This is a genomic window from Staphylococcus sp. Mo2-1, from assembly GCF_046721385.1.
GTDB classification, from domain to species: Bacteria; Bacillota; Bacilli; order Staphylococcales; family Staphylococcaceae; genus Staphylococcus; species Staphylococcus equorum_A.
In genome coordinates, this window is sequence record NZ_JBEUUK010000001.1 from 2,643,136 (window position 1) to 2,666,091 (window position 22,956).

At 34.9% G+C, this 22,956-nt stretch carries 15 protein-coding genes and 4 pseudogenes; 11 read left to right on the forward strand and 8 right to left on the reverse strand.

The genetic code is table 11. The features are described 5' to 3' along the window. Window positions 1–492: 492 nt before the first annotated feature. The 11 genes and pseudogenes from ABLV95_RS13475 (at window position 493) to ABLV95_RS13525 (ending at window position 12,616) form a co-directional block, all read left to right on the forward strand. A complete protein-coding gene (locus tag ABLV95_RS13475; protein WP_427705631.1) occupies window positions 493–1,089 on the forward strand; it encodes an NDxxF motif lipoprotein in 597 nt (198 codons plus the stop codon). A 350-nt stretch (window positions 1,090–1,439) separates the two neighbouring features. Then, window positions 1,440–1,712 carry a hypothetical protein gene (locus ABLV95_RS13480; protein WP_069826318.1) on the forward strand — a complete coding sequence of 91 codons (273 nt, stop codon included), beginning with the start codon at window positions 1,440–1,442 and terminating at the stop codon, window positions 1,710–1,712. 115 nt (window positions 1,713–1,827) lie between these two features. Then, window positions 1,828–1,953 carry a hypothetical protein gene (locus ABLV95_RS13485; protein ID WP_427705628.1) on the forward strand — a complete coding sequence of 42 codons (126 nt, stop codon included), beginning with the start codon at window positions 1,828–1,830 and terminating at the stop codon, window positions 1,951–1,953. A gap of 163 nt (window positions 1,954–2,116) precedes the next feature. Further along, window positions 2,117–2,383: a type II toxin-antitoxin system Phd/YefM family antitoxin gene (locus tag ABLV95_RS13490; protein ID WP_069826319.1), complete on the forward strand. Its 267-nt coding sequence runs from the start codon at window positions 2,117–2,119 to the stop codon at window positions 2,381–2,383. 371 nt (window positions 2,384–2,754) lie between these two features. Then, window positions 2,755–3,657, forward strand: a complete 903-nt coding sequence (locus tag ABLV95_RS13495) for an ABC transporter substrate-binding protein (RefSeq protein ID WP_427705625.1) — start codon at window positions 2,755–2,757, stop codon at window positions 3,655–3,657. A gap of 235 nt (window positions 3,658–3,892) precedes the next feature. Continuing rightward, entirely contained in the window at window positions 3,893–4,324 is a 432-nt protein-coding gene (locus tag ABLV95_RS13500; RefSeq protein WP_427705622.1) for a universal stress protein, read from the forward strand. A 339-nt stretch (window positions 4,325–4,663) separates the two neighbouring features. Beyond that, window positions 4,664–6,239 (forward strand): annotated as a pseudogene (locus ABLV95_RS13505) (CoA-transferase). An 18-nt stretch (window positions 6,240–6,257) separates the two neighbouring features. Then, the gene (locus ABLV95_RS13510) at window positions 6,258–7,784 is read left to right on the forward strand and encodes a class I adenylate-forming enzyme family protein (RefSeq protein WP_460875964.1); all 1,527 of its coding nucleotides are present in this window, start codon (window positions 6,258–6,260) and stop codon (window positions 7,782–7,784) included. Window positions 7,785–7,877: 93 nt separating this feature from the next. Then, window positions 7,878–9,086: an acyl-CoA dehydrogenase FadE gene (locus tag ABLV95_RS13515; protein ID WP_069814947.1), complete on the forward strand. Its 1,209-nt coding sequence runs from the start codon at window positions 7,878–7,880 to the stop codon at window positions 9,084–9,086. 52 nt (window positions 9,087–9,138) lie between these two features. Further along, a pseudogene (locus tag ABLV95_RS13520) lies at window positions 9,139–11,398 on the forward strand (3-hydroxyacyl-CoA dehydrogenase/enoyl-CoA hydratase family protein). A gap of 32 nt (window positions 11,399–11,430) precedes the next feature. Continuing rightward, window positions 11,431–12,616, forward strand: a pseudogene (locus ABLV95_RS13525) (thiolase family protein). A 108-nt stretch (window positions 12,617–12,724) separates the two neighbouring features. On the opposite strand, the gene ABLV95_RS13530 reads toward ABLV95_RS13525, so the two are convergent. From ABLV95_RS13530 to ABLV95_RS13565, 8 genes and pseudogenes are all read right to left on the reverse strand, one after another. Further along, the gene (locus ABLV95_RS13530) at window positions 12,725–14,548 is read right to left on the reverse strand and encodes an assimilatory sulfite reductase (NADPH) flavoprotein subunit (protein ID WP_427705612.1); all 1,824 of its coding nucleotides are present in this window, start codon (window positions 14,546–14,548) and stop codon (window positions 12,725–12,727) included. Window positions 14,549–14,647: 99 nt separating this feature from the next. Continuing rightward, window positions 14,648–15,109 (reverse strand): DUF3021 domain-containing protein, encoded by a 462-nt coding sequence (locus ABLV95_RS13535; RefSeq protein ID WP_069814938.1) that lies wholly within the window; start codon window positions 15,107–15,109, stop codon window positions 14,648–14,650. Beyond that, complete coding sequence (locus ABLV95_RS13540) at window positions 15,106–15,546, reverse strand: LytTR family DNA-binding domain-containing protein (protein ID WP_069814937.1); 441 nt, start codon at window positions 15,544–15,546, stop codon at window positions 15,106–15,108. Before ABLV95_RS13540 ends, ABLV95_RS13535 begins: the two co-directional genes overlap by 4 nt. Window positions 15,547–15,860: 314 nt before the next feature. After that, complete coding sequence (locus ABLV95_RS13545) at window positions 15,861–16,601, reverse strand: cyclase family protein (protein WP_460875967.1); 741 nt, start codon at window positions 16,599–16,601, stop codon at window positions 15,861–15,863. 24 nt (window positions 16,602–16,625) lie between these two features. Next, window positions 16,626–18,874 (reverse strand): annotated as a pseudogene (gene metE, locus ABLV95_RS13550) (5-methyltetrahydropteroyltriglutamate--homocysteine S-methyltransferase). Next, the gene (locus ABLV95_RS13555; protein ID WP_460875969.1) at window positions 18,868–20,709 is read right to left on the reverse strand and encodes a bifunctional homocysteine S-methyltransferase/methylenetetrahydrofolate reductase; all 1,842 of its coding nucleotides are present in this window, start codon (window positions 20,707–20,709) and stop codon (window positions 18,868–18,870) included. Before ABLV95_RS13555 ends, metE begins: the two are co-directional and overlap by 7 nt. Continuing rightward, window positions 20,663–21,838: a cystathionine beta-lyase MetC gene (metC, locus tag ABLV95_RS13560; RefSeq protein WP_069814929.1), complete on the reverse strand. Its 1,176-nt coding sequence runs from the start codon at window positions 21,836–21,838 to the stop codon at window positions 20,663–20,665. The genes ABLV95_RS13555 and metC overlap by 47 nt, the downstream gene beginning before the upstream one ends. Then, complete coding sequence (locus ABLV95_RS13565) at window positions 21,835–22,938, reverse strand: PLP-dependent transferase (RefSeq protein WP_069814927.1); 1,104 nt, start codon at window positions 22,936–22,938, stop codon at window positions 21,835–21,837. Before ABLV95_RS13565 ends, metC begins: the two co-directional genes overlap by 4 nt. Window positions 22,939–22,956: the final 18 nt, after the last annotated feature.

A 22,956-nucleotide genomic window follows, 5' to 3' on the forward strand; every position in this document is an offset into this window, starting at 1 on the left:
TTAAACGTTGATTTAAAAACATAGAAAAACACCCCACATTAAAATGTGAAGTGCTAAAGCCGATATTTTTTTGAATAGAAATAATATTTAAAAGAAATAAAAATCGCTTCTTTTTAATATAATTCTGATATTTTATATTCAATATCCGACTATATCAAAGTTCAACATTTAAAGAAACATAATTGATTCATTCGAATTTAATTATGAGTAGATTAAAATATTTTTATTGAAATAAAGTCTTCTCGTATCGACATTTTCTCCGACTTTGTTGGCGGTTTTTTATGTGTATTTTCTACTTGTACCGCCTCAGCTTGTAGTCTTCAACTAGTAATTCTCCTGCAAGAGTCGGTCAGACTAATGATACTTCTTTATAAAAAAATGCCTTATTCGTTTAAACAATTTTGGGTTTAATAAAACAATTGAATATAATTTTAATTAAAAGTATTTATAATATTTATAAAAATGGTATTCTAAAGTAAAGAGGAGGCTATTATGAAAATTATAAAATACATATCATTAATAACATTAGCGTTGTTATTAGCTGCTTGTAGCAATGGAGAATCCGAAAACAAAAGTTCTGATCAAGAAGCGAAAGCAACAGAAATTCCCAAAAAGGTCTTTTCAAGTCAAAAAAGTGACGAAAAGATTAGTGAAGATGAAATGGGTTCAAGTATCAAAAAGTATTTAGACACATTTGATGCATTAGATGAAAATACTTCGAAAATTAGAGATAAAGATGAATTAAATGAAAAAGACCAGGATAAATTAAATAAACTTACTAAGCTTACAAATAAAAATGATAAAAATTTTAAACAGTTTATAGAAAATAACCAGCTACCGAAGCAATACGAAAAAGGAAGTTTAAAAGTAAGTAATTATGTAACTTCAGTAAATGAATTAATGAATCAAATCAACGATAAAGTAGATGCAACAACGGACGATGCTAATACGGACCAAACAAAATTAAAAAATGTAGGCGAAATAAAAGAGATAAATGCTCAATATAAAAAGCAAGTTAATGGTAAGAAACAAAAAGAAGTAGAACAATTTCTGAACAAGTATGATATCCAAACAAACGCTTTTGAATAAAAAGGATTGAGTTAGATTGACACAACGAAGAACAAAATATAAAGCAATTACCATTGCATTGAATTTTGTCTGTATAGAGGTGATATTGTGAAGTGGTTTTTATTTTTAATTCAAACAATTTTGACAATTTTATTAGCTGTTTTTGCATATCAGCAAATGAATCAAAATCACTTAGACACTTGGTTTTCTTTTTATCTGTTGTTTTTTATTCTCTTTTTATTTTGGAATAATCGTGATAAAAAACGTTGAATATATAATTTAGATAAGATTTGTAATAGCTAAGTGTTCTGATGTTAACGTTCATACTCCAATATCGTTTTATATTCAGAAAAGAAAAGGAAGTTTTAAGTGTGAAAAAGAGAGTTGTGAGCGGTCTGAAAGATGGCTTTTTCGTATTTATAGGTGTCGTTATCATTGCTATAATTTTAAATGTAACAGGTTTGAATATGGGTCATAATAGAGTTTGGAGTAGTTTAGGTAATTTGGAATTAATTAATATCTTTAAAGATAAAGAATTGAACGGAATGATTGTATTAGGACTTATACTAGGGTTTATTGCTTTTATTTTAGGCTTTTCTTCTTTGGATAAGGTGAAAAAATCTAAAAAATTAAAAGGCGAATAGAGAAATATACAACAGCTGAATATTGTAAAATGAGGAAAAGGAATTCGAATGAAATAATTATGTCATTTTAAAGGAGATATAGTTATGAAAAAGATTTATTAGCTGGATTCCATATATGGCAATTATATCTATTGGAATGTGTTATACATTAGGTTTTCCTTTTGGTATCGGACCTAGCATTGCAATAGGCGCAATGATTGGTATGACTGTTGATTTCGATAAAAAGAGGAAATTAATTTAAGAACTTGGGTGTTCCATTTGAAGCACCATTTGAAGCAGGTGAGAAGCCGATATTACTTATAAATCCATGATAGGCATTGTCATGTATAAATTATATAATTTCATCAAGAAAGAATAAATTAAAATTGTATTTTTTGAATGGTTGATTTAGGAGGAATGAGATTATGATAGTAAAAAACTATAAGTTTGTCCGAGATAATTTTCGAGATATGATTAATAAAGTGAATGAGGATAGGGATACGATCACTATTACAACGAAAGAATATAATGCTGTCTTGATGTCAGAAGATGATTATGAGGCAATCATGGAAACATTATACCTTCAACAGAATCCTGCCAATGCGAAACGACTTGCAAGTGCTATTGAGAATTTAGAACGTGGAAAAGGTAAGATTGTAACCATTAATGAGTTATCAAATGATATCGTGTAGAGATAAAGGGACTATGAAAGGACTTGAAAGAGATGATGCAAGTTTAGTTGTTTCATGTAGGTACCATTATAAATAAAGTACCTTACTTTACAGAATAAGCTACACTTTTCATAAAACACCTCCGTATAAGTTCATTTCCAAATGAATTTATACGGAGGTATTTTTATTATTTTCTATTGCCTCAGTTAATACGTTTTTGTAACACTCATAAGCTTATGAAAATTTTCGTTTTATGAATTAAGACGCCCTTATATTACATGTTTTGTTCTTTTAAATTAATTAAATTATTTTTAAATAGTAGTTGCTAAAGTAACAAAAAATTATATAATTGATAATGAATATCAATATCAATTATATATGGGGGAACATAGATGAAAAAATTAACAGTACCATTTTTAATAGTATTATTGCTACTGACTGCATGTAGCAATAATGATTATAATGAAAAGACGAAAGATGAAAAAAAGTATACTTTAGACTCTGGTAAAAAGATAAGTATACCCAAAAATCCCCAACGTATAGTTGTTGTAGCTGATACATACGCAGGAGGTATAAAGCAACTAGGCGGACATGTAGTTGGTGTGAACAAAGACATAAAGCAAAGTGATGTATTAAATGAAAAATTCAAAAAGGTTAAAAAAATAAACGCTGAAAATGTAGAAGAAATAGCTGAACTAAAACCAGATCTTATTGTTGCAGATACTGATGACAAAAACTTGAAGAAGTTCCAAAAAATCACAAAAACAATCCCGATGGAATATGGTAAAAGAAATTATTTAGATACTCAGCTTCAATTAGGAAAATTATTAGGAAAAGAAGAAAAAGCAAAGCAATGGGTGAATAATTGGAAGAAACAGACAGCTAAAGATGCTAATGAAATCAAAAAGCACATTGGCACTCATGCCACAGTTTCAATTTTTGATGACTTTAATAAAGAATATTATGCTTTTGGTAAAGATTGGGGTAGAGGAGGAGAAATTTTGTATCAGGCATTTAATTTAAAAATGCCAGAACCTTTAGAAAAGGTAGTGAAAAAAGATGGGTATAAAGCTTTATCATTAGAATCAATGCCTAAATACGCCGGAGATTATATTATTACAATGAGTGAGGGAAAATCCTCTCCAGAATTTGAAAAAACTAATGTTTGGAAGAATATTCCGGCAGTAAAACAAGGTCATGTATTTCACGTTAAAGCTGAAAACTATTGGTATAATGACCCATACTCATTAGAAGAAAATAGAAAAATACTAAAATCCAAATTGCTAAACAACTAAATTTAATCCTTTATAGTTTATTAATTAGAATATTTGAGATAAACAATCTTGTATCCTTTCATAATGCAAAATGATTTTAGACACATCTCTGTTATTATAAAGTTTCTAACTTCAACTACTTTGAATTTGTCTCTCCAATTGGTTGGCATCTGTTGTCGCTAAATTAAAAAATATTTTTGAGGGTATTATATAAATAATAGGTATCTAAATACTTGCCACTAGGAGGTTAGTGTATATGTTTAAAAATATATTATTACCCTATGATTTTGAAAATGATTTTAGTGCAATTCCTGACCATTTAGCAAAAATGGTTGATACAGATTCAATTGTTACAGTTTATCATGTGGTTGAAGAAGCTAATTTTGCAACTAATTTAGAAAATTATATTGAACATAAGAGTGATATTATTAGAGAAACAGAAAGCGATCTTGCTCCATTTTTACATGAATTAGATGAAAAAAAGGTTCAATACAAAGTAGATATTGATTTTGGACCTGTTAATGATACAATCTTAGACAAAATTACTTCTGGCGATACAGATAAAGGTGAATACGATTTAGTAATTATGAGTAATCATAGAGTGAGTTTGAATATTAAACACGTTTTAGGAGATGTTACGCATAAGATTGCTAAAAGGAGTTCTGTCCCAGTATTAATTGTTAAATAAAGATAAAAAGTATAGAAATTCTATTGAACTAACCATCATGTCTAATATTTTTAATATATACTGACCTGAAAAGTACTACAATCTTATAATGATATATTCCCTTCAAGGTGTCCGCTGAAAAAGTGTGGATTTTGAAGGGATTTTTAATTCACTCATATCTGCCCGCCATTATCCCGTTTGTTTATTAATTTACTATGTAAAATAAAAAATTTTTGCATAATTTTCAATAATGATGGTATATTACATGTAAGGGCTTACATTTATATAAAGGGGAGAGATTATTCAAGGGGAAAATGATAGATAAAATAGCCGGATTAAACAAAGATAGGAGTCGCAAGTATGAAAATTATTCCGTTTTCAGATTTGAAAGACATCATTAATGAAGGTGATGTGATAGCCCTAGCGAGCATTATCAACGGCTAACTTACCAGCTGAGATTCTCAAAACATTAGTCGATCAATATGATGAGCATCAAACACCTAAAGCCTTCACCTTTATGTTGGCAAACGATATTAGTGATTATCGTGGTGACAGTTATGATTTAGATTCTTTTGTATCAAGGGGTATGATCAAACGATTAATCACAAGTATTATTACTGGTTCACCTAAGACAATCAATGCAATGCGCAATAATGATATTGAAGCCTATTACGTGCCTCAAGGTGTAATTACGACACATTATCGTAGTCAAACACCTGCTTCACCAGGGACAATTACTAAGATTGGGCTGAATACTAATGTCGATCCTAGATATTCTGGTGGCAAAGTAAATACACGTACGACAGAGGATTTAGTATCTTTAATTGAAATCAACGGAGAAACATATTTAAATTATGATTTTCCAGAAATTGATGTCGCATTGTTACGAGGTACATATGCCGATACAGAAGGTAATATTTATATGACGCATGAAGCACACCTTGGAGAGGGTTACAGTGTTGCAGCAGCTACACATAAGAATAAAGGTAAAGTGATTGTGCAAGTGAAAGTAGTCATCCAAAGTGGGCGTTTCAATCCGAGTGATGTATTTATTCCGGGTAAACTTGTAGATTATGTTGTAGTTAATAGTAACCCAAAATATCATAGACAGGTTGTCCAAACACAATATGACCCAGCACTTTCAGGACATTATCAGATTACTGAGATGCGAGAGCCATATATAGCATTAGGTAGCCGTAAAGTGATTTTGAGACGTGCAGCTCAATTTTTACTTGAGGGAGACGTAATCAGTATTGGTTTTGGCATTAATAATGAATTGTCGAATGTTTTAGAAGAGGAGCAAGCCAATCATTTAGTTCAAACGAATATAGATACAGGCGTTTTTGGTGGATTGATTAGTAGTGGTAATTACTTTGGTATGAACTATAATCTCAGTGCACGTATCAGACATGAGTTAACATGGGATTTTATCTATAACGGTGGTATAGATGTTGCATTTCTAAGCTTTGCTGAAGTTGACCAATATGGCAATGTTAATGTGTCTAAGTTTGGAGACAAAATGAATGGTTGTGGCGGTTTTATTGATATTAGCCAATCAGTTAAAAAAATTGTTTTTTCAGCTTCAATGGTTGTTGGGGGTCAACTAAATTTCGCTAATGGTGAAGCTCAAGTGGAAACCCAAGGTAAGTCACCTAAATTTGTAAAACAAGTGGGCAACATAGATTTTAATGTTGAAAATGCACAAAAATTAGCACAGGAAGTTTATTTTGTTACCGAACGCGCAGTATTTGAACTAACGGACAAAGGTATTAAATTAATTGAAATTGCACCTGGCTTAGATTTAGAACGAGATATTTTAGCAAATATGGAGTTTCAACCAATCATTTCTGAAGAGATTAAGGTAATACAGAGTGATATTTATCAAAACACATGGGGAGGTCTGTCTCAGGTAATTAAGTCGGAAGATCGTATTTAAATTAAGGGGGAGAAAAATATGAATTACGACTGGATTAAAACGAGAGCAGTATTTGATGAGGAAAAGCCAGCAGTTATCGATCCATTTAAAGGTACTGAATGGACTTATCAAGATTTAAATAAACGTGCAGAGAATTTAGCAAACCATTTACAAGATCAAGGTATAGAACGTGGGGACGTCGTTGGTATTTTTTCACCAAACGATGTAGCTATTCTAGATTTACTATTCGCTACATTCAAGATAGGTGCAGTATATTTACCGATGAATTGGCGTTTAAAACCACAGGAAATTGAAAGTGTGATCCAAGATTCTGATGTGAAATTAATTTTTTATTCACAAAAGCATTTATCAAGTTTAGAAGGCATTGCAGACGGACTCATTCATATGGATGTTGATTCCGAGCAATATGATGATATGGTGAATCCTAACAATCACCGTCCATTCAAAACGGTAAATGTAGAAAAAGATGATTTAGCGACGTTAATGTACACGAGTGGTACCACAGGATTACCTAAGGGCGTTATGTTTACGTATGAAACTTTCGTCAGTAATCCAATAAACACGGCACTCACTTATAAAATAAATTCTACGTATAAGACCATTGTTTCAACACCCATGTTTCATGTATTAGGTTTTAATGATTTGACGTTACCATTGTTAATGGCAGGCGGCACATTGATTATACAACGTTACTTCAATGGTGAAGCATTGAATGATCTCATGGCACATTACAAGCCTGATTATTTAATACAGATACCAACGATGTACTATGCAATGTTAGTTGCAGAGAATTTTGACCTTAAAAACTTCGATAACATTGAATTCTTACTTCAAGGTGGGTCAGCACCGCTACCGGCTGTGCAAAAGAAATTTAACAGCATGGGCTTATCTATCATTAATGGTTACGGTTTAACGGAAGCACCACTTACAATGGTTAACACGCCAGAAAATGGTGCTGAAAAACCTGGTAGTATTGGACAACCCGTCATGTTCGTAGATTACCGTATTTTAAATGATGAATTTGAAGATATACAAACTGGAGAAATTGGTGAATTAGCTGTAAGAGGTAATAATGTCACACCGGGTTATTGGAAGAAGCCTGAAGAAACAGCGAAAAACTTCAAAGATGGATATTTCTTAACAGGAGATTTAGCAAAAATAGATGAAGACGGTGATATCTATATTGTTGATAGACGTAAAGAAATGATTATCACTGGTGGTGAAAATGTGTTGCCTTCAGAAGTAGAAGCGGTCTTAGCAACACATCCTTTAGTAGCACAAGGTGTGGTAGTGAGCTATGAAAGTCCCAAATATGGAGAATCTGTCTCAGCGACAGTGGTATTGACTGAAGATGATCCAGACTTTGAACAAAAACTGGACGCGCACATGAGAGAAAACATAGCTGGATATAAAATTCCGAGAATGTATTTAAAATTAACAAATATTCCGCTGAACTCAACTTCAAAACCAGATAAGTTAGAGTTACAGAAGAAGATGAATAGTAAAGCTGACAAAGCACGTCAACAAGATGATGAATTAGCCTAAATAACTTATGCTTTTATAAATATTTTAAAATAGTAACTATAAAATTTTTTGACAATCTTTGTAAGCGTTAACATTAAAGTGGAGGTTTTAATTATGCCAACAAAAGAAGAAGTAATCAAAGCATTATATCCAGAGGATATTTTAAGTATTGCGAAAGATTTAACTGAAGGAGAAGTTAAATTATTAAAACAGCTTAATGATATGTTAGAAGAAAAGTACCGCGACTCTATTAATGAGCATTGGATAAACGCGACACAGCCCGAAGACTACTTTGATGAATTAGGAAAGTTAGATTATTTCAACAATCCATTATTATATGAAGGACGTGAAGGTGAACATACGCCAAGTCAGATGTTCCAATTCTTCATGTCATATACAATAGCTAAATTTGATGTATCTTTAGCGACACTGCTAGGTGTACATCAAGGCTTAGGTCATAATTCGTTTTGGTTTGGTGGTAGTAAGGAGCAACAAGCTTATTATTTACCAAAATTACAGTCACACGAATTACGTACGTGTTTTGCTTTAACAGAACCAGAACATGGCTCTGATGTCGCAGGTGGTTTAGAAACAACTGCTAAAAGAGAAGGCGATGAGTGGATTATTAATGGTACGAAAAAATGGATCGGTGGAGCGAATGTCGCTGATGTGATACCACTGTATGCAGTGGACGTGGATACTGGAAAACCTAAAGGGTTTATTATCGAACCAGACCAAGAAGGCGTGGAAATCGATCTTATTGAAAATAAAATCGCATTGCGTATCATACCGAATGCTAATATTCGTTTGAAAAATGTGGTCGTTAAAGAAGAACAAAGGCTGCAAAATATTAATAGCTTTAAAGATATTGCGAAAGTATTATATTCTACTCGTGCAGGCGTGGCGTATATGGCAACAGGAGCGATGGCAGGTGCATTAAAAGCTACGACAGACTACGTAACGCAACGTAAACAGTTTGGTAAAGAAATTAGTAAGTTCCAATTAATTCAAGAGAAATTAGCCATGATGCAAGGCAATCTTGCGCAAGCAATGGCGACATGTGCGCAACTTGCACGCATGCAAGCGAAAGGTGAATATGATGAAGTGGCAACTTCAACAGCTAAGATGATGAATGCATTAAGATTAAGAGAAACAGTAGCAATGGGCCGTGGCGTACATGGTGGTAACGGTATTTTAGCTGGAGAGTATGACATTGCAAGATTCTTTGCAGATGCTGAAGCGGTTTACACATATGAAGGTACACATGAAGTCAATGCGCTCGTAATTGGCAGAGCAATCACAGGAGACTCAGCATTTATTTAATATAAAGCATGAACGATTGAAACTATAGAAAAAACAATTTGGAGGTTTTAGTATGACGATTAGAAAAGCAACTGTGTTAGGTGCAGGTACGATGGGTAGTCAAATCGCCGCGCTCCTTGTCAACGCAGGTTTAAAAGTAAAATTATTAGACATTGTGATTGATGAGCATGAACCTAATAAAATTTCCAAAAAAGCATATGAAATCATAACAAATCCAAAGCGCCCACAGCTATTTGATTTAGCCTTTGCCTCAAATTTATCTTATGGCAACTTTAATGAAGATTTGGTTGAGCAAGATGATGCGGACATTTATATTGAAGCAGTAAAAGAAGAAGTAGATATTAAGCATCAAGTTTGGGATAAAGTAAAAAAAGTAGCAAAAGCTGACGCTATATTTGCAACGAATACATCAGGAATTCCAATTGAATCGATTGCAGATGTATTTGAAGAAAAAGATAAAGCACGATTTTTCGGAATGCATTTCTTTAATCCACCACGCATTATGAAGTTAGTCGAAGTGATTCCAAATGAAAAAACGTCTGAAGCAGTAGTGGAATGCGTACAAGCATTTGCAGAAGACGTATTAGGTAAAGGTGTCATCGTTGCAAATGATGTCCCAGGGTTTGTGGCAAACCGCGTTGGTACACAAACGATGAATGACATTATGTACAGAGCAGAAAACCAAGACTTTTCTATTACAGAAGTGGATGCTTTGACTGGGCGTAGTATTGGACGACCAAAAATGGGAACGTATGGTTTATCAGATTTAGTTGGTCTTGATATTGCTATGACAGTAATTAAAGGCATGCAAAACGTACCAGATGAACAACCATTTTTCCACGATGTAAAACTTTCGGAAAAATTAGCAACAAAAGGTGCATTAGGTAATAAAACGAAACAAGGGTTTTATAAAAAAGTAGATAAAAAACGTTTCGTCTTTGATTCAGAACAAAATGATTATGTGCCACCGCAACCACCACAATTAGAGATTTTAGGTAAGTTTAGTAAAGACTTGGCTTCTAACTTAGACGTTATCTTTAATGCACAAGATGATGCCGGCGTATTTTTATGGGAAACATTGAGAAATAACTTCTATTATTCAGCGATTAATGTACCTAAAGCGGCAACAGATTTTAAAGATATTGATCGCGCCTTAGTATGGGGCTTTAACTGGAAACAAGGGCCATTCCAATTGTGGGACTTAATGGGCTTTGAACGTGTGAAGTCACGCATGAAAGAAGAATTAGGATCACTTCCAGATTGGATAGAGCAACGCAATGAAGCATTCTATAGTGAAGGTGAATCGATTGAACGTGTTACACCAGTAGCAGAGTATATTGACCAAGAGATTTGGGAAAGAGCAGATTCTAACTTATCAGTAGCGCATAAAGATCAATTACTATTAAAATTACAAAGTAAAAACAATGTGATTACTGGCGGATTCCTTGATGATTTATTAGAATCTATTAACAAATTAGAAGATGAAGACTACAGTAGCATGGTCATCTATGCAGGCGGCAACAACTTTAGTGTCGGTGCGAATTTGTATCAAATGAAAAAAGCACACGAAGAAAATAAAGTTGTCTCTGAAGTAGGTGACATGGTCGGAAAACTACATTATATTTTCACTAGACTGAAACATGCGTTGAAACCAGTTGTTACTGCAGTTCAAGGCAGAGCGTTAGGTGGCGGTTGTGAACTTGTACTTCATTCACCATTTGTGGTTGCTCGCAAGTGAATCTTATATTGGTCTTGTCGAGACAGGCGTAGGGTTACTACCAGCTGGTGGTGGACTCGCAGAATTAACGGATAGAGTATTGCGCACAAATCATAAAAATAATGATAAACAAGATTCAATTACTAAAATATTAATGCAAGTTGGTTTTGCAAAAGTCTCAACAAATGCATATGAAGCAGTGAAATATGGTTATTTAAGAGAGACAGATACTGTGATCTTGAATGCTGAAAGACGTGTCGAAGTTGCATTAAATAGAGCACGTTACGAATCAGAAACAAATTACGTACCTACACCAAAATCACAATACATTGCTTTAGGCAAAGACTTTAAGGCATTAGCTGAAGGTCAGTTAGATGCACAACGTATGGGTAACTTTATCAGTGACTACGATTATGAAATTACGTTAAAAGTGGCAGAAGTTTTAGCAGGCGGTGACATTCCTCGTAACACATACGTGAATCAAAGATATTTACAGACGCTTGAAAAAGAAAGATTTTTAGAACTTTTACAAAATAAAAAAACGTATGACAGAATTTCACACATGTTAGAAAAAGGAAAACCACTACGCAATTAATAATTGAGAGTAAAAAGAAAGGGTGAACTTAAATGCGAGATGCATATATTGTAGCTTATGGACGTTCAGCAGTCGGTAAGGCAAAGAATGGAGCGATGGCTCACGAAAGACCAGATGAAGTGGCGGCAAAAGTATTAAAAGGTGTATTAGAAAGAGTTGGAGGTTCATTTGACCCTAGCATGGTAGAAGACGTTATCGTCGGCAATTCGTTCCCAGAAGGTTTGCAAGGACAGAACATTGCAAGAACGATTGCATTACTTGCGTGCATGCCAAACGAAGTACCAGGACAAACGGTCAACCGTTACTGTTCATCAGGACTTCAAACGATTGCGCATGCAGCAAACCAGATTAACGCGAATCAAGCAGACATCCTTGTAGCAGGCGGTATTGAATTAATGAGTGCAGTACCAATGGGTGGTAATGAACCAACGAACAATCCGATTCTACAGGACGAAGATTCAGGTGTTTCTTATCCAATGGGACTGACTGCAGAAATGGTAGCAGAAACTTATAATGTATCTAGAGAAGACCAGGATGCATATGCAGTACAGAGTCATCAACGTGCTACAAGAGCACAACAAGAAGGTAAATTTGATGACGAAATTATACCGATTGAAGTGAATAAAGTCACTTATGATCAAAATGGTCCAGTCGTTTCGAAAGAAGTATTTAAAGACGATGAATTAATCAGACCAGATACAAATAAGGAAACTTTAGCTAAATTACCTACAGTGTTTAAGGCTGACGGTACAGTGACCGCAGGCTCCTCGGCCCCCTTGACAGATGGCTCGGGATTTGTCGTGGTCATGTCTGGTGAAAAAGTGAAAGAATTAGGCGTGAAACCAATTGCACGCTTCGTTGGCTTTAAAGCCGTGGGCGTAGATCCTAAATTAATGGGTATTGGTCCGGCTTATGCAATTCCAGAAGCATTGAAATTAGCAAACTTGGATGTTAAAGATATTGATTTAGTTGAGTTAAACGAAGCATTTGCATCTCAAACGTTAGCCTCTATTAGAGAAACAGGTTTAGATATTGAGAAAACGAATGTTAACGGCGGTGCAATTTCGCTAGGGCATCCGCTTGGCGCAACAGGCGCGATGTTAGTAGGAAGATTACTTTCTGAAATGAAGAAACAGCCAGATACGAAATACGGCATGGTTACGATGTGTATTGGCGTTGGCATGGGCGCTCGCTGGTATCTTTGAATATGTAAGATAATCGCAGTTTGAATATGTAATAAATAACCCCTTAAGCGTAAGATAAATGCTTAAGGGGTTTTGATATGAATCAAATCATTATTCTGTGCTTAGTTATACTTGATACATACTAATAAACGTCTCGTTGATAACGTTGATTTTTAATTAAATCTCTTAAATAGTCTTCTGCACTATCTTGACTGTAATTACCATGTTTAATCAGTACATTCACTAATGCTTGATGGACACCTGAAGCCATCTCATCTTTATTTCCACATAGATAAATCGTAGCGCCCGCTGTCATCCATTTATAAAATTCAGCACTATTATCTTCAATACGATGTTGGACATAAATTTTAGTTTCAGTATCTCTTGAAAAAGCTAAATCTAATTTACTGAGTACACCGTCACTCAGCCAGCCCTCTAGATCACTCTGATAAAGGAAGTCTGTATCATAATTTTGGTTGCCAAAAATAAGCCATTGTGAGCCTTTAAGATCTAAATGTGCACGTTCTTGTAGATAGGCTCTGTAAGGTGCAATGCCTGTGCCAGCACCAATCATAATGACAGGTGTTGTTTCTTCATAAGGAAATTTGAAGTTTGGATTCTTTTTAAGATAAACAGGTATATGATCACCAGGTTGTATACGTTCAGCAAGTTGAACGGAACAAACGCCTAGACGTTCACGGCGATGTGCTTCATATTTCACGACACGTACTGTGATTTGTACACGATTTGGATTAACGTTGTTACTGCTTGCGATTGAATATTCTCTAGGTGGTAACTTTCTTAATAATTGCGGTAACATTTTTGGTTGAAGTGATACGGGTGAAAAGTCTTTAATCAAATCGATGACATCTCGACCATAAATATAATCTTGAATCCAATCACTATTTTGAACATTTGCATTTAACATTGGGTTACTGAATAATTCAGCGGCACTGCTCATTAATGCAGGTGTTATTTTTGAAATTTCAAAGTGATGTGTCAATGCATCTTTTAATGTTAGTTGCTGTTCATCTTTATCAACATAAACAAGTGTTTCAGCGTCCCAGCCTAAAGTATCGATAAAGTGTTCAACAAGGGCAGGATCATTTTCAGGGATCACTACTAAACTATCTCCAGGCTCATATGATTCGTTATAACCCTCAAGAGACAATTCAAGATGTCTGACTTCGCGTGTTGCATTGGCTTCAGTCAGTACATTATTTTGTATCACTTCAGCTTGAAATGGGTTTGATTTGGAATACTGACCATGAGGTTCTTCAATTGTGACTTCGTCGTCTATCACATCATTTGAATCTGTGTTTGGCGAAACGTTGGTCAATAGCTCTAGCATATCTGCGATCCATTGTTCTGCTACTTCTTCAAAATCAAAATCACAATCTACCCTTTCAGCTAATCGATGGCCACCAAGTTTACCAAAGATTTCATCAAAGTCTCTTCCTGCCTGACAAAAATCGGGGTAGCTTTCATCTCCTAATGCGAGTACAGAGAAGTTTAATCCATCTAATTGTGGGGCTTTATCACTGTGCATAAACTCATGGAAATCTATCGCATTGATTGGGGGCTCACCCACGCCTTGTGTAGAGCATATGATAAACAAGTAATCTATATTTGTCAGTTCATCTAGCGGAAAATCATCCATCTCCGACAAATGAACATTTAAATTGTGTTCCTTTAATTTTGCTTCAAATTGCTCGGCAACTTCTTCAGCATTACCTGTTTCAGTGCCAAATAGAATATTTACTTCTAAAGGTTCAGCCGTCGTTGTTGATTCAGGTATTGAATCAGCAGTTGCTCCTGATGACGTCGTATGATCATCTTGTTCTTCAGGATTTACCAAATAACTACCCAACCACTGTTGCTGGCTTGAAGATAATGTTGGCAGAAGTTGATTTATAAGTTCCAATTGTTCTCTATTAAAAGGGGTATTGTTTTCATTAAGTTGCAAATCATTCACCTCGTTTTTTTATTGTATGAGGTTTGCGTAAACATCATGTCCTTAAATCATAACATCATTGAATTACTTTATTAATTAATTGAAATAGGATTAATGTTTTTGATTCTCTGAAATGATTTGGTTTATTTCATTTACATCTCTTTGCGCTCTCCTACTTTCAATAAACCAAATAATAAAGTAAATCATTGTATATATGAGAATAAATACGATGATGACCGAGATTCGGAGTGGAAACCAACCTGCTAATATGCCTAAAGGAAACATGACTATCAACATGACACTAAAGTGAATCACCGTCTTTTTAAAAATTGAGAGGCGGGTATGTGAAAATATTAGTTCACCAAAACTAAATGTGACACCGATGAATGCCCAAATTAGAACGGATATCAGCATAATCTGTAACTCAGTGAAGTGTTCATAGTAAAATCGTCCCATCGTCGATATTGGAGAAACGGGCATAAATTGCGTATGTGAAAAAATAAAAGAAAATAATAACGAAATCATTGTGCCTATGGAAACGCCTATAGTTGCCCCATGTATTATCCTTTTCATAGTTTTAAAGCCTCCTTTATTATAGATAAGTATCTTCTGGAAGAATATGTGAAGTCATCATTTGAAAAACGAATTTCTATAGTTCCATTTTTATTGAGTTTCAAATGGTCGATATAATCGATATTGATGATTTCTGATTTAGATATTTGTAGGAAGTTTGAACTTAATTGTTTTTTGATGGTATATAGTCTTTCGTTCAGCGTAAATTGTTGATTCGATGTATATATAGTTAGTATTTTATTTTCCATCCTGAAACATATAATATCTCGCTGTTTTATAAAGTGAATTTCATCATTATATTTCCCAGTAAATGTTTTTCGGTTGGATAATTGTTTGATGTATTGCACGATATCCGGCAAATTTTCTGCATTTTCGTTAGCTTGTATGATAACTTCATCTTCTGATAATTCATTGTTGTATTTAACTCTCACCTTCATATGCAACGCCTCCTGTTAAGTTAAGTAAAACAAATATGAGCATTAAATACTATATAGTTTAATTAAGTGGTCAGTATTGCTAACTAAGTGGTGACAAATGCACATTAAGCGGATGAACTTTAAAGGTGCACATATAAATACCCCCAAATCATTTTTGGTAGGCAATGATTTGGGGGTATAATTTATATGTTTTAAAAGGAGATGTTGAGATATCAGAAGGGCTCAATTTCTTAATATCTTTGTACATTATAATAGCTAGGCTTTTAAGTTTGGGGTGCTCGTGTATATCTAATGATATTTTAAAGATTTAGCCATTAGGGTGTAATAGCGAATGCGCGTACAGGAAATCCTGGCGCGTCTTTAGGTTTAGGGCTAATCGTGTAAATAATGGCGCCTCGTGTGGGTAGTTGATCTAAATTCGTCAACAATTCAACTTGAAATGTATCTTGTGCTAGGACGTAACGTTCACCAACAATATCACCATTTTTGGCTACATCTATCGAAGCATCTGTATCAAATGTTTCGTGACCAATGGCTTTGACTTGTCGTTCTTCGAGTAAGTATTTTAAAGCATCGAGGCCCCAACCAGGTAAATGAAGGTCGCCATTGCTGTCTTTATTCTCGAACTGTTCGATGTCTGGCCAACGTTTCGACCAATCACTGCGTAAAGCGACAAATGTACCAGGTTCTATTGTTCCATGCGTTGCTTCCCATTGTTTGATATGTGTGCGAGTTAAGATAAAATCTGCATGCGTCGCTACTTCTTGTGAAAAATCTAAAACTACAAGTGGTAGAGCGAGTTCTTTTAAATCTAATTCATGTAAATAGCGTGTGTTTTCCACAAAATGAATAGGTGCATCGATATGTGTGCCGTACTGACTTACTATATTCCAATTTTGAACATAAAAGCCATCGTCTGCTACGTTAAACAGGGTAGAAACTTTAGCGCGTTCAAATTCACTGAAACATGGAATGGTTTCATCAAATGTGTGAGTCAAATCGACCCACTTTGATGATTTTAATTGCTCTAATTGTTCCCATAATGGATAACTCATGTGTATCACCACCATTTTTAATCGTTATACTATTGCTGTGTTTGTTGATTTTCGTAACTTATCAACGGCATTTACTAAGACACTTAATGCTTCTTTTACTTCATCTTCTTTACGTGTCTTCAAGCCGCAATCTGGATTGACCCAGAATAGCGAACGGTCAATTTCTTGTAAGGCACGATGGATTGCTTCTGTAACTTCTGATTCAGTCGGAATACGCGGACTATGAATATCATATACCCCTAAACCAATACCTAAATCGTAAGTAATATCTTCGAAGTCTTTAATCAAGTCACCATGGCTACGAGATGTTTCAATAGAAATCACGTCTGCATCTAAGTCGTAGATTGCATGTATGATTTGTCCAAATTGCGAATAGCACATATGCGTATGAATTTGCGTTTCATCAGCCACGGAAGATGTTGCAAGTTTAAACGAATGTACAGATTTGTTTAAATAGTCTTCGTGATATTCTGAACGAAGCGGTAAACCTTCTCTTAAAGCAGGTTCGTCTACTTGAATAATTTGAATGCCTTCATTTTCAAGCGCCAATACTTCTTCATTAATCGCGAGTGCAATTTGATTTTGTACTTCTTCACGCGGTAAGTCTACGCGTTCAAATGACCAGTTCAGAATTGTGACAGGTCCAGTGAGCATACCTTTTACAGGCTTGTCTGTTAAACTTTGTGCATATAGCGTTTCTTTCACTGTAAGTGGTTCAGCCCATTTCACATCGCCATAAATGATAGGTGGTTTCACCGCACGTGATCCGTATGATTGTACCCATCCGAATTTAGTTACTAAGAAACCTTGTAGTTTTTCACCAAAGAATTCAACCATATCATTACGTTCAAATTCACCATGGACTAAGACGTCTAAACCAATATCTTCTTGAATTTTAATCCAACGTGAAATCTCATTTTTTAAGAATGATTGGTAATCTTCATCTGAGATGCGGTCATTTTTCCAATCTGCACGGTATTTACGTACTTCTTGAGATTGTGGAAATGAACCGATTGTTGTCGTTGGTAAATCTGGTAAATTAAGACGTTTGTCTTGTGCTTGTTTACGTACTTTAAAAGCAGATTGTCTTGAAGTGCGCACGCTATCAAAATCATATTCAAGATTTTTAAATGATTGGTTTTGGAAACGATTATAGCGTGCTTTTAATTCATCATATTTTTCAGCATCATTGTCATTAAATAGGCGTCTCAAAGCATCTAATTCGTCTAATTTTTCAGTAGCGAAGCTTAAACCCTCGGCAATTGAATCTTCAAGTGTTTCATCATCTAATGATACAGGAACGTGTAATAGCGACGCTGATGGTTGAATAACAAGGTCATTTGTGTAATTTTGTAAAGTGTCGATGAGTTCTTTTTTAGCTTCAATGTCGGCAGCCCAAACATTACGGCCATCGATAATACCTGCATAAAGTGTTTTGTTTTTATCAAAATCGCCAGCTTTAATTTGTTCAAGGTTAAAGTTATGGTCATGAACGAAATCTAGGCCGAGCCCTTTAACTGGTAGGCTGTTTAAAAACTTTAAATTAACGCGTTCGAAATAAGTTTGTATCACGATATGATTTTCTAAACCAAGCATCAGCGAAATACGCATATGCTCGCTTGTGTAATACTTTCATAATCTGCACTATCATCTGTCACTAATGCAGGTTCGTCGATTTGAATATATTCAGCCCCAAGATCTTTTAATGATTGTAGAACTTCTTTATATAAAGGTAGTAGTGTGTTTACTTTTTCTTCGAAAGATTGGTCGCCGCCTTTAGATAATTTAACAAATGTAATTGGACCTACAATGACTGGATGTGCATTTACGTTTAAAGATTTTGCATAGTTAAAGCGTTCTAATAATACATTGTGATTAAGTTTCGGTTCTGCATGATCCCATTCTGGAACGATATAGTGATAGTTTGTGTTGAACCATTTGATTAGGGCACTTGCAACATGTTCTTTATTACCTCTAGCAATATCGAATAATAAATCATCATCTATGTCTCTACCTTGGAAACGTTCAGGAATAATATTGAAGAGTAAAGACGTATCAAGAATATGATCATAAAGTGAAAAATCACCGACAGGAATACTTGATAAATTGTAATTTTTTTGTAGTAATAAATTTTCTTTATGCAAATCTGTTAATTGCTGGTGTAATGTATCTAAATCTAATTTTTTAGACCAGTAACCTTCGATTGCTTTTTTCCACTCTCTTTTTCTACCTAATCTTGGAAAACCTAAGTTTGATGTTTTAATAGTCATAATATTGCCTCCTGTTTAGTTGAAGTAATTGATTTTGAATAAGTCGCAAGTTCTAATGTGTAATCTACTTTTTGGAATGGTGTAATTAAATACAAGCCATTAAAATATTCATGTACTGTGTCAATCAGTTCTTTGGATAGTTTCAAGCTTAATTCTTTTGTTTTTGTTTTATCATCTTTAACGGCTTCAAATTGTTCTAACACTTCTTCTGATAATTTAATGCCAGGCACTTCGTTGTGTAAAAATATTGCGTTATTATAACTTGTCACTGGCATAACCCCGATAAAGAAGGGAACATCTAAATGTTTGGTTGCTTCATAGACTTCTTTAATTTTTTCAGTGCTATAAACTGGTTGTGTAATAAAGTAGTGCGTACCGCTTTCTAATTTTTTCTCTAAGCGTTTTACTGCACCGTCTAATTTTCTTACATTTGGATCAAAGGCACCTGCGATGTTGAAGTTTGTCTTTGTCTTCAGCGCATCACCATCTGTGTTGATACCTTGGTTGAAACGTAATGCAATTTCGGTTAAACCTTTGGAGTTTACATCGTATACGTTCGTGGCACCTGGTAAGTTGCCTATCTTAGAGGGGTCACCTGTAATAGTTAATATTTCATTGATGTCTAGTAGTGATAGCCCTAATAAGTGTGATTGCAATCCGATAAGGTTGCGGTCGCGACAAGTGATGTGCACTAATGGTTCGATATCGTATTGTTGTTTAATAATGCTTGCCGCAGCGACATTACTAATTCTTACGGTTGCTAAAGAATTGTCTGCTAATGTGACCGCATCGATATGGGCATCATCAAGTTTTTTGATATTTCTGAAAAATGTGTCTGTGTCTAAGTGCTTCGGTGTATCTAATTCAACTATAATCGTCGGTCGTTGCTTTACCTTTGATGTTAGGCTCTGAGATTGTGTTTTTTTAGATGAAGTACTTGTATATTTTGTGATTGGTATGACATTTTTATCTGTTACGGGTTTTAAATTAGCTATGGATGATTTAATGAATTGAATATGCTCAGGTGTTGTACCACAACAACCACCAATGACGCGAACACCTTCGTTAATAAGTTTCTGTGCTACATTGCCAAAATACTCGGCGTTATCGCTGTATTTGAATTGGCTATTTTCGATATCAAGCAAACTTGCGTTCGGATAGCACGATAAGTATGCGCCTTCTGGTAACTCAATATGTGAGAATGACTGTTGCATATGGTGGGGGCCATGATGACAATTCAACCCCACAATATCAGCGCCACTTGCCGCTACTTGTTGTAACGCGGTATTAATCTTTGTACCATCTCTTAAATAATTTGTATTCAAAGCAGTGAGTTGCGCAATAATCGGTATATCGTGTTTACGTTTTGTCGCTTTTATAATATTTGTAAGTTCTTCTAAGTCGTAATAAGTTTCAAAGAGTAAACCATCTACGCCAGATTCTACTAAAGTATCCACTTGAATTTCTGTGTGATATTGAATCGCAGATAGACCTAAATCTTCTTGTTTAACGCCTCTAAATCCTCCAACAGTACCTAATATGAATGTGTCATCTTTTGCGGCTTCTTTTGCGATTTTTACAGCAGATTGATGAATTTCTTTCACTTTATGTTCTAAGCCAAAGTCTTTTAACTTTTCAAAATTTGCGCCATACGTATTGGTCTGTATAATATCAGCGCCAGCTTCAATATAAGAACGATGGATATGTGCTACTTTCTCAGGATGTGTTAAGTTGTAAGCTTCGGGACAAGTATCTAGGCCTTCAGAGTAAAGAATTGTGCCGATAGCGCCGTCAGCTACTAATATGTTGTTCTTCAGTTTGTCGATGAGTTGACTCATTGAAAGCCTCCTTAATTGCGTAATTTAAATCTGAAATTAATTCATCTGCAGATTCTAAACCAACACTTAATCTAAATAATCCAAATGTAATGTTACGTTCTTCGCGTACTTCTTTAGGTACTGCTGCGTGTGACATTGTAGCTGGGTGCGAAAGGATTGTTTCTACGCCACCTAAACTTACAGATACGAGTGGTAATGATAATGCGTCTACAAATGCTTGTGCTTTGGTTTCGTCTTTCAATCTAAATCCTAATACTGCACCGCCATGACGTGCTTGTGATAAATGTAAGTCGTCATTTCCCGGGTAATATACTTCAGCAATTTCATCGCGCTGAGCTAAGAATTCATAAAGTTGTTGCGCATTTTCCACAGATTGATTGAATCTCACTGGCAACGTTTTTAAATGTTTGGCTAAAGTCCAGCTATCGTGGGCGGATAATGCTGTGCCTGTGCCATTTTGTAATAAATAAAGTGCATCTGCTACGTTTTGATTATTGGTAATCGCTACACCGGCAATAATGTCGCTATGACCACTTAAGAACTTCGTTGCACTATGAACAACGATATCTGCACCAAGTGCTAATGGTGATTGACCAAGTGGTGTCATAAATGTGTTATCCACTGCGAGTAAGAGTTGATGTTGCTTGGCGATGTGCGCTACACCTTTAATATCTGTAATTTTGAATAATGGATTAGATGGTGTTTCCACATAAATTAGTTTTGTGTTGTCTTGTATCGCATCTTCTATCTCATTTAAGTTTGTCGTATCTACTGTTGAAAATTGAATGTTAAAACGTGTTAATATCTGTTCAGTTAGTCTGAATGTGCCACCATAAACATCATCAGGTAGGACAACGTGATCACCAGCATTTAACGTAAGCAATACTGCTGAAATTGCGGCGATACCTGAAGCATAAGCAAATGCATGACTACCACCTTCTAGTTTGGCTAATTTTTCTTCTAATAATGCTCTATTAGGATTACCACTTCGTGCGTAGTCGTATTTTGCATTACCACCTAACACTTTTTGATGAAACGTAGAAGAATCATATAAAGGAGGGTTCGCCGAATCATAATCAGTACCTCTATGTGCATCGAATATTACTTCTGTCTCTTTTGATAAACTCATGAAATCACTCCTTGGTTAGATTTTTGTAATGCTTGTATGATATCTTTCTCAATATCTTCATAATTTTCAATTCCGATAGATAGTCTAAGTAAATGTTCATCAATGCCGCGTTTGTCTTTTTCCTCATCTGGCATATCTACATGGGTTTGGGTATATGGAAATGTTATGAATGTTTCAGTACCGCCGAGACTTTCGGCGAATAAACAAACTTTTAAATGTTCTAAGAATTTATCAGCTTTATAAGCTTTGTTTAAACGTAAGCTCAACATGCCAGTGCGTCCGCTATAAAGTACTTTATCAATTGCGTCTAAGTTACTACATCGTTCTGCGAGTAGTTTAGCGTTATATTCTGAACGATCCATTCTGATGTGTAGTGTTTTTAAACCACGTTGTAGTAAATAACTATCGAAAGGTGATAGTGTAGCACCAATCATATTGTGTAACTGTGCTAATTGTTCTGCTAGCGCATCGTCATTCACTGTAACAACACCAGCAAGTACATCGTTATGACCACCTATATATTTTGTAGCAGAATGTAAGACGATGTCTGCACCATCCTCGAGTGGCGTTGAAAGATAAGGTGTTAAAAATGTATTATCTATAATTGTTAGTAAATTGAATTTTTTACTTAAGATATAGTACGGATCAATATCAACATCTATCATTTGTGGATTAGAAATTGGTTCTATAAATAGTGCTTTTGTATTTTCAGTAATACTTTGTTCTACTTCTTCATAATTAAGGAAGTCTACATATTTGAAATGAATACCATACTGTTGCTCGTAAAAATCAAAAAGTCTAAATGTGCCACCATATAAATCGAAAGATACTAATATTTCGTCACCAGTTTTGAATAAGTTACAAATAAGTTGAATGGCTGACATACCACTTGAAGTTGCAAATGAAGCAGTACCTCGTTCTAGTTTTGCAAAAGCTTCCTCAAATGCTGAACGAGTTGGATTTTTCGTTCTTGTATAGTCGTAACCAGTTGATTCGCCTAAGTGAGGGTGTTGGTATGCTGTTGATAAATATATTGGATTTGCAACTGCGCCTGTATGATCTTGTGACAAAGCAATTTGTGCCAGTTCAGTATTTTTCATAATAGATAACCTCCTTTT

Bases quoted from the DNA above. Each gene is read 5' to 3' on its own strand.
- ABLV95_RS13475 (WP_427705631.1), top strand. From the start codon at position 493: ATGAAAATTATAAAATACATATCATTAATAACATTAGCGTTGTTATTA.
- ABLV95_RS13485 (WP_427705628.1), top strand. From the start codon at position 1,828: ATGGCAATTATATCTATTGGAATGTGTTATACATTAGGTTTTCCTTTT.
- ABLV95_RS13490 (WP_069826319.1), top strand. From the start codon at position 2,117: ATGATAGTAAAAAACTATAAGTTTGTCCGAGATAATTTTCGAGATATG.
- ABLV95_RS13495 (WP_427705625.1), top strand. From the start codon at position 2,755: ATGAAAAAATTAACAGTACCATTTTTAATAGTATTATTGCTACTGACT.
- ABLV95_RS13500 (WP_427705622.1), top strand. From the start codon at position 3,893: ATGTTTAAAAATATATTATTACCCTATGATTTTGAAAATGATTTTAGT.
- ABLV95_RS13510 (WP_460875964.1), top strand. From the start codon at position 6,258: ATGAATTACGACTGGATTAAAACGAGAGCAGTATTTGATGAGGAAAAG.
- ABLV95_RS13515 (WP_069814947.1), top strand. From the start codon at position 7,878: ATGCCAACAAAAGAAGAAGTAATCAAAGCATTATATCCAGAGGATATT.
- ABLV95_RS13535 (WP_069814938.1), bottom strand. From the start codon at position 15,109: ATGAAAAGGATAATACATGGGGCAACTATAGGCGTTTCCATAGGCACA.
- ABLV95_RS13540 (WP_069814937.1), bottom strand. From the start codon at position 15,546: ATGAAGGTGAGAGTTAAATACAACAATGAATTATCAGAAGATGAAGTT.
- ABLV95_RS13545 (WP_460875967.1), bottom strand. From the start codon at position 16,601: ATGAGTTATCCATTATGGGAACAATTAGAGCAATTAAAATCATCAAAG.
- ABLV95_RS13555 (WP_460875969.1), bottom strand. From the start codon at position 20,709: ATGAGTCAACTCATCGACAAACTGAAGAACAACATATTAGTAGCTGAC.
- metC (WP_069814929.1), bottom strand. From the start codon at position 21,838: ATGAGTTTATCAAAAGAGACAGAAGTAATATTCGATGCACATAGAGGT.
- ABLV95_RS13565 (WP_069814927.1), bottom strand. From the start codon at position 22,938: ATGAAAAATACTGAACTGGCACAAATTGCTTTGTCACAAGATCATACA.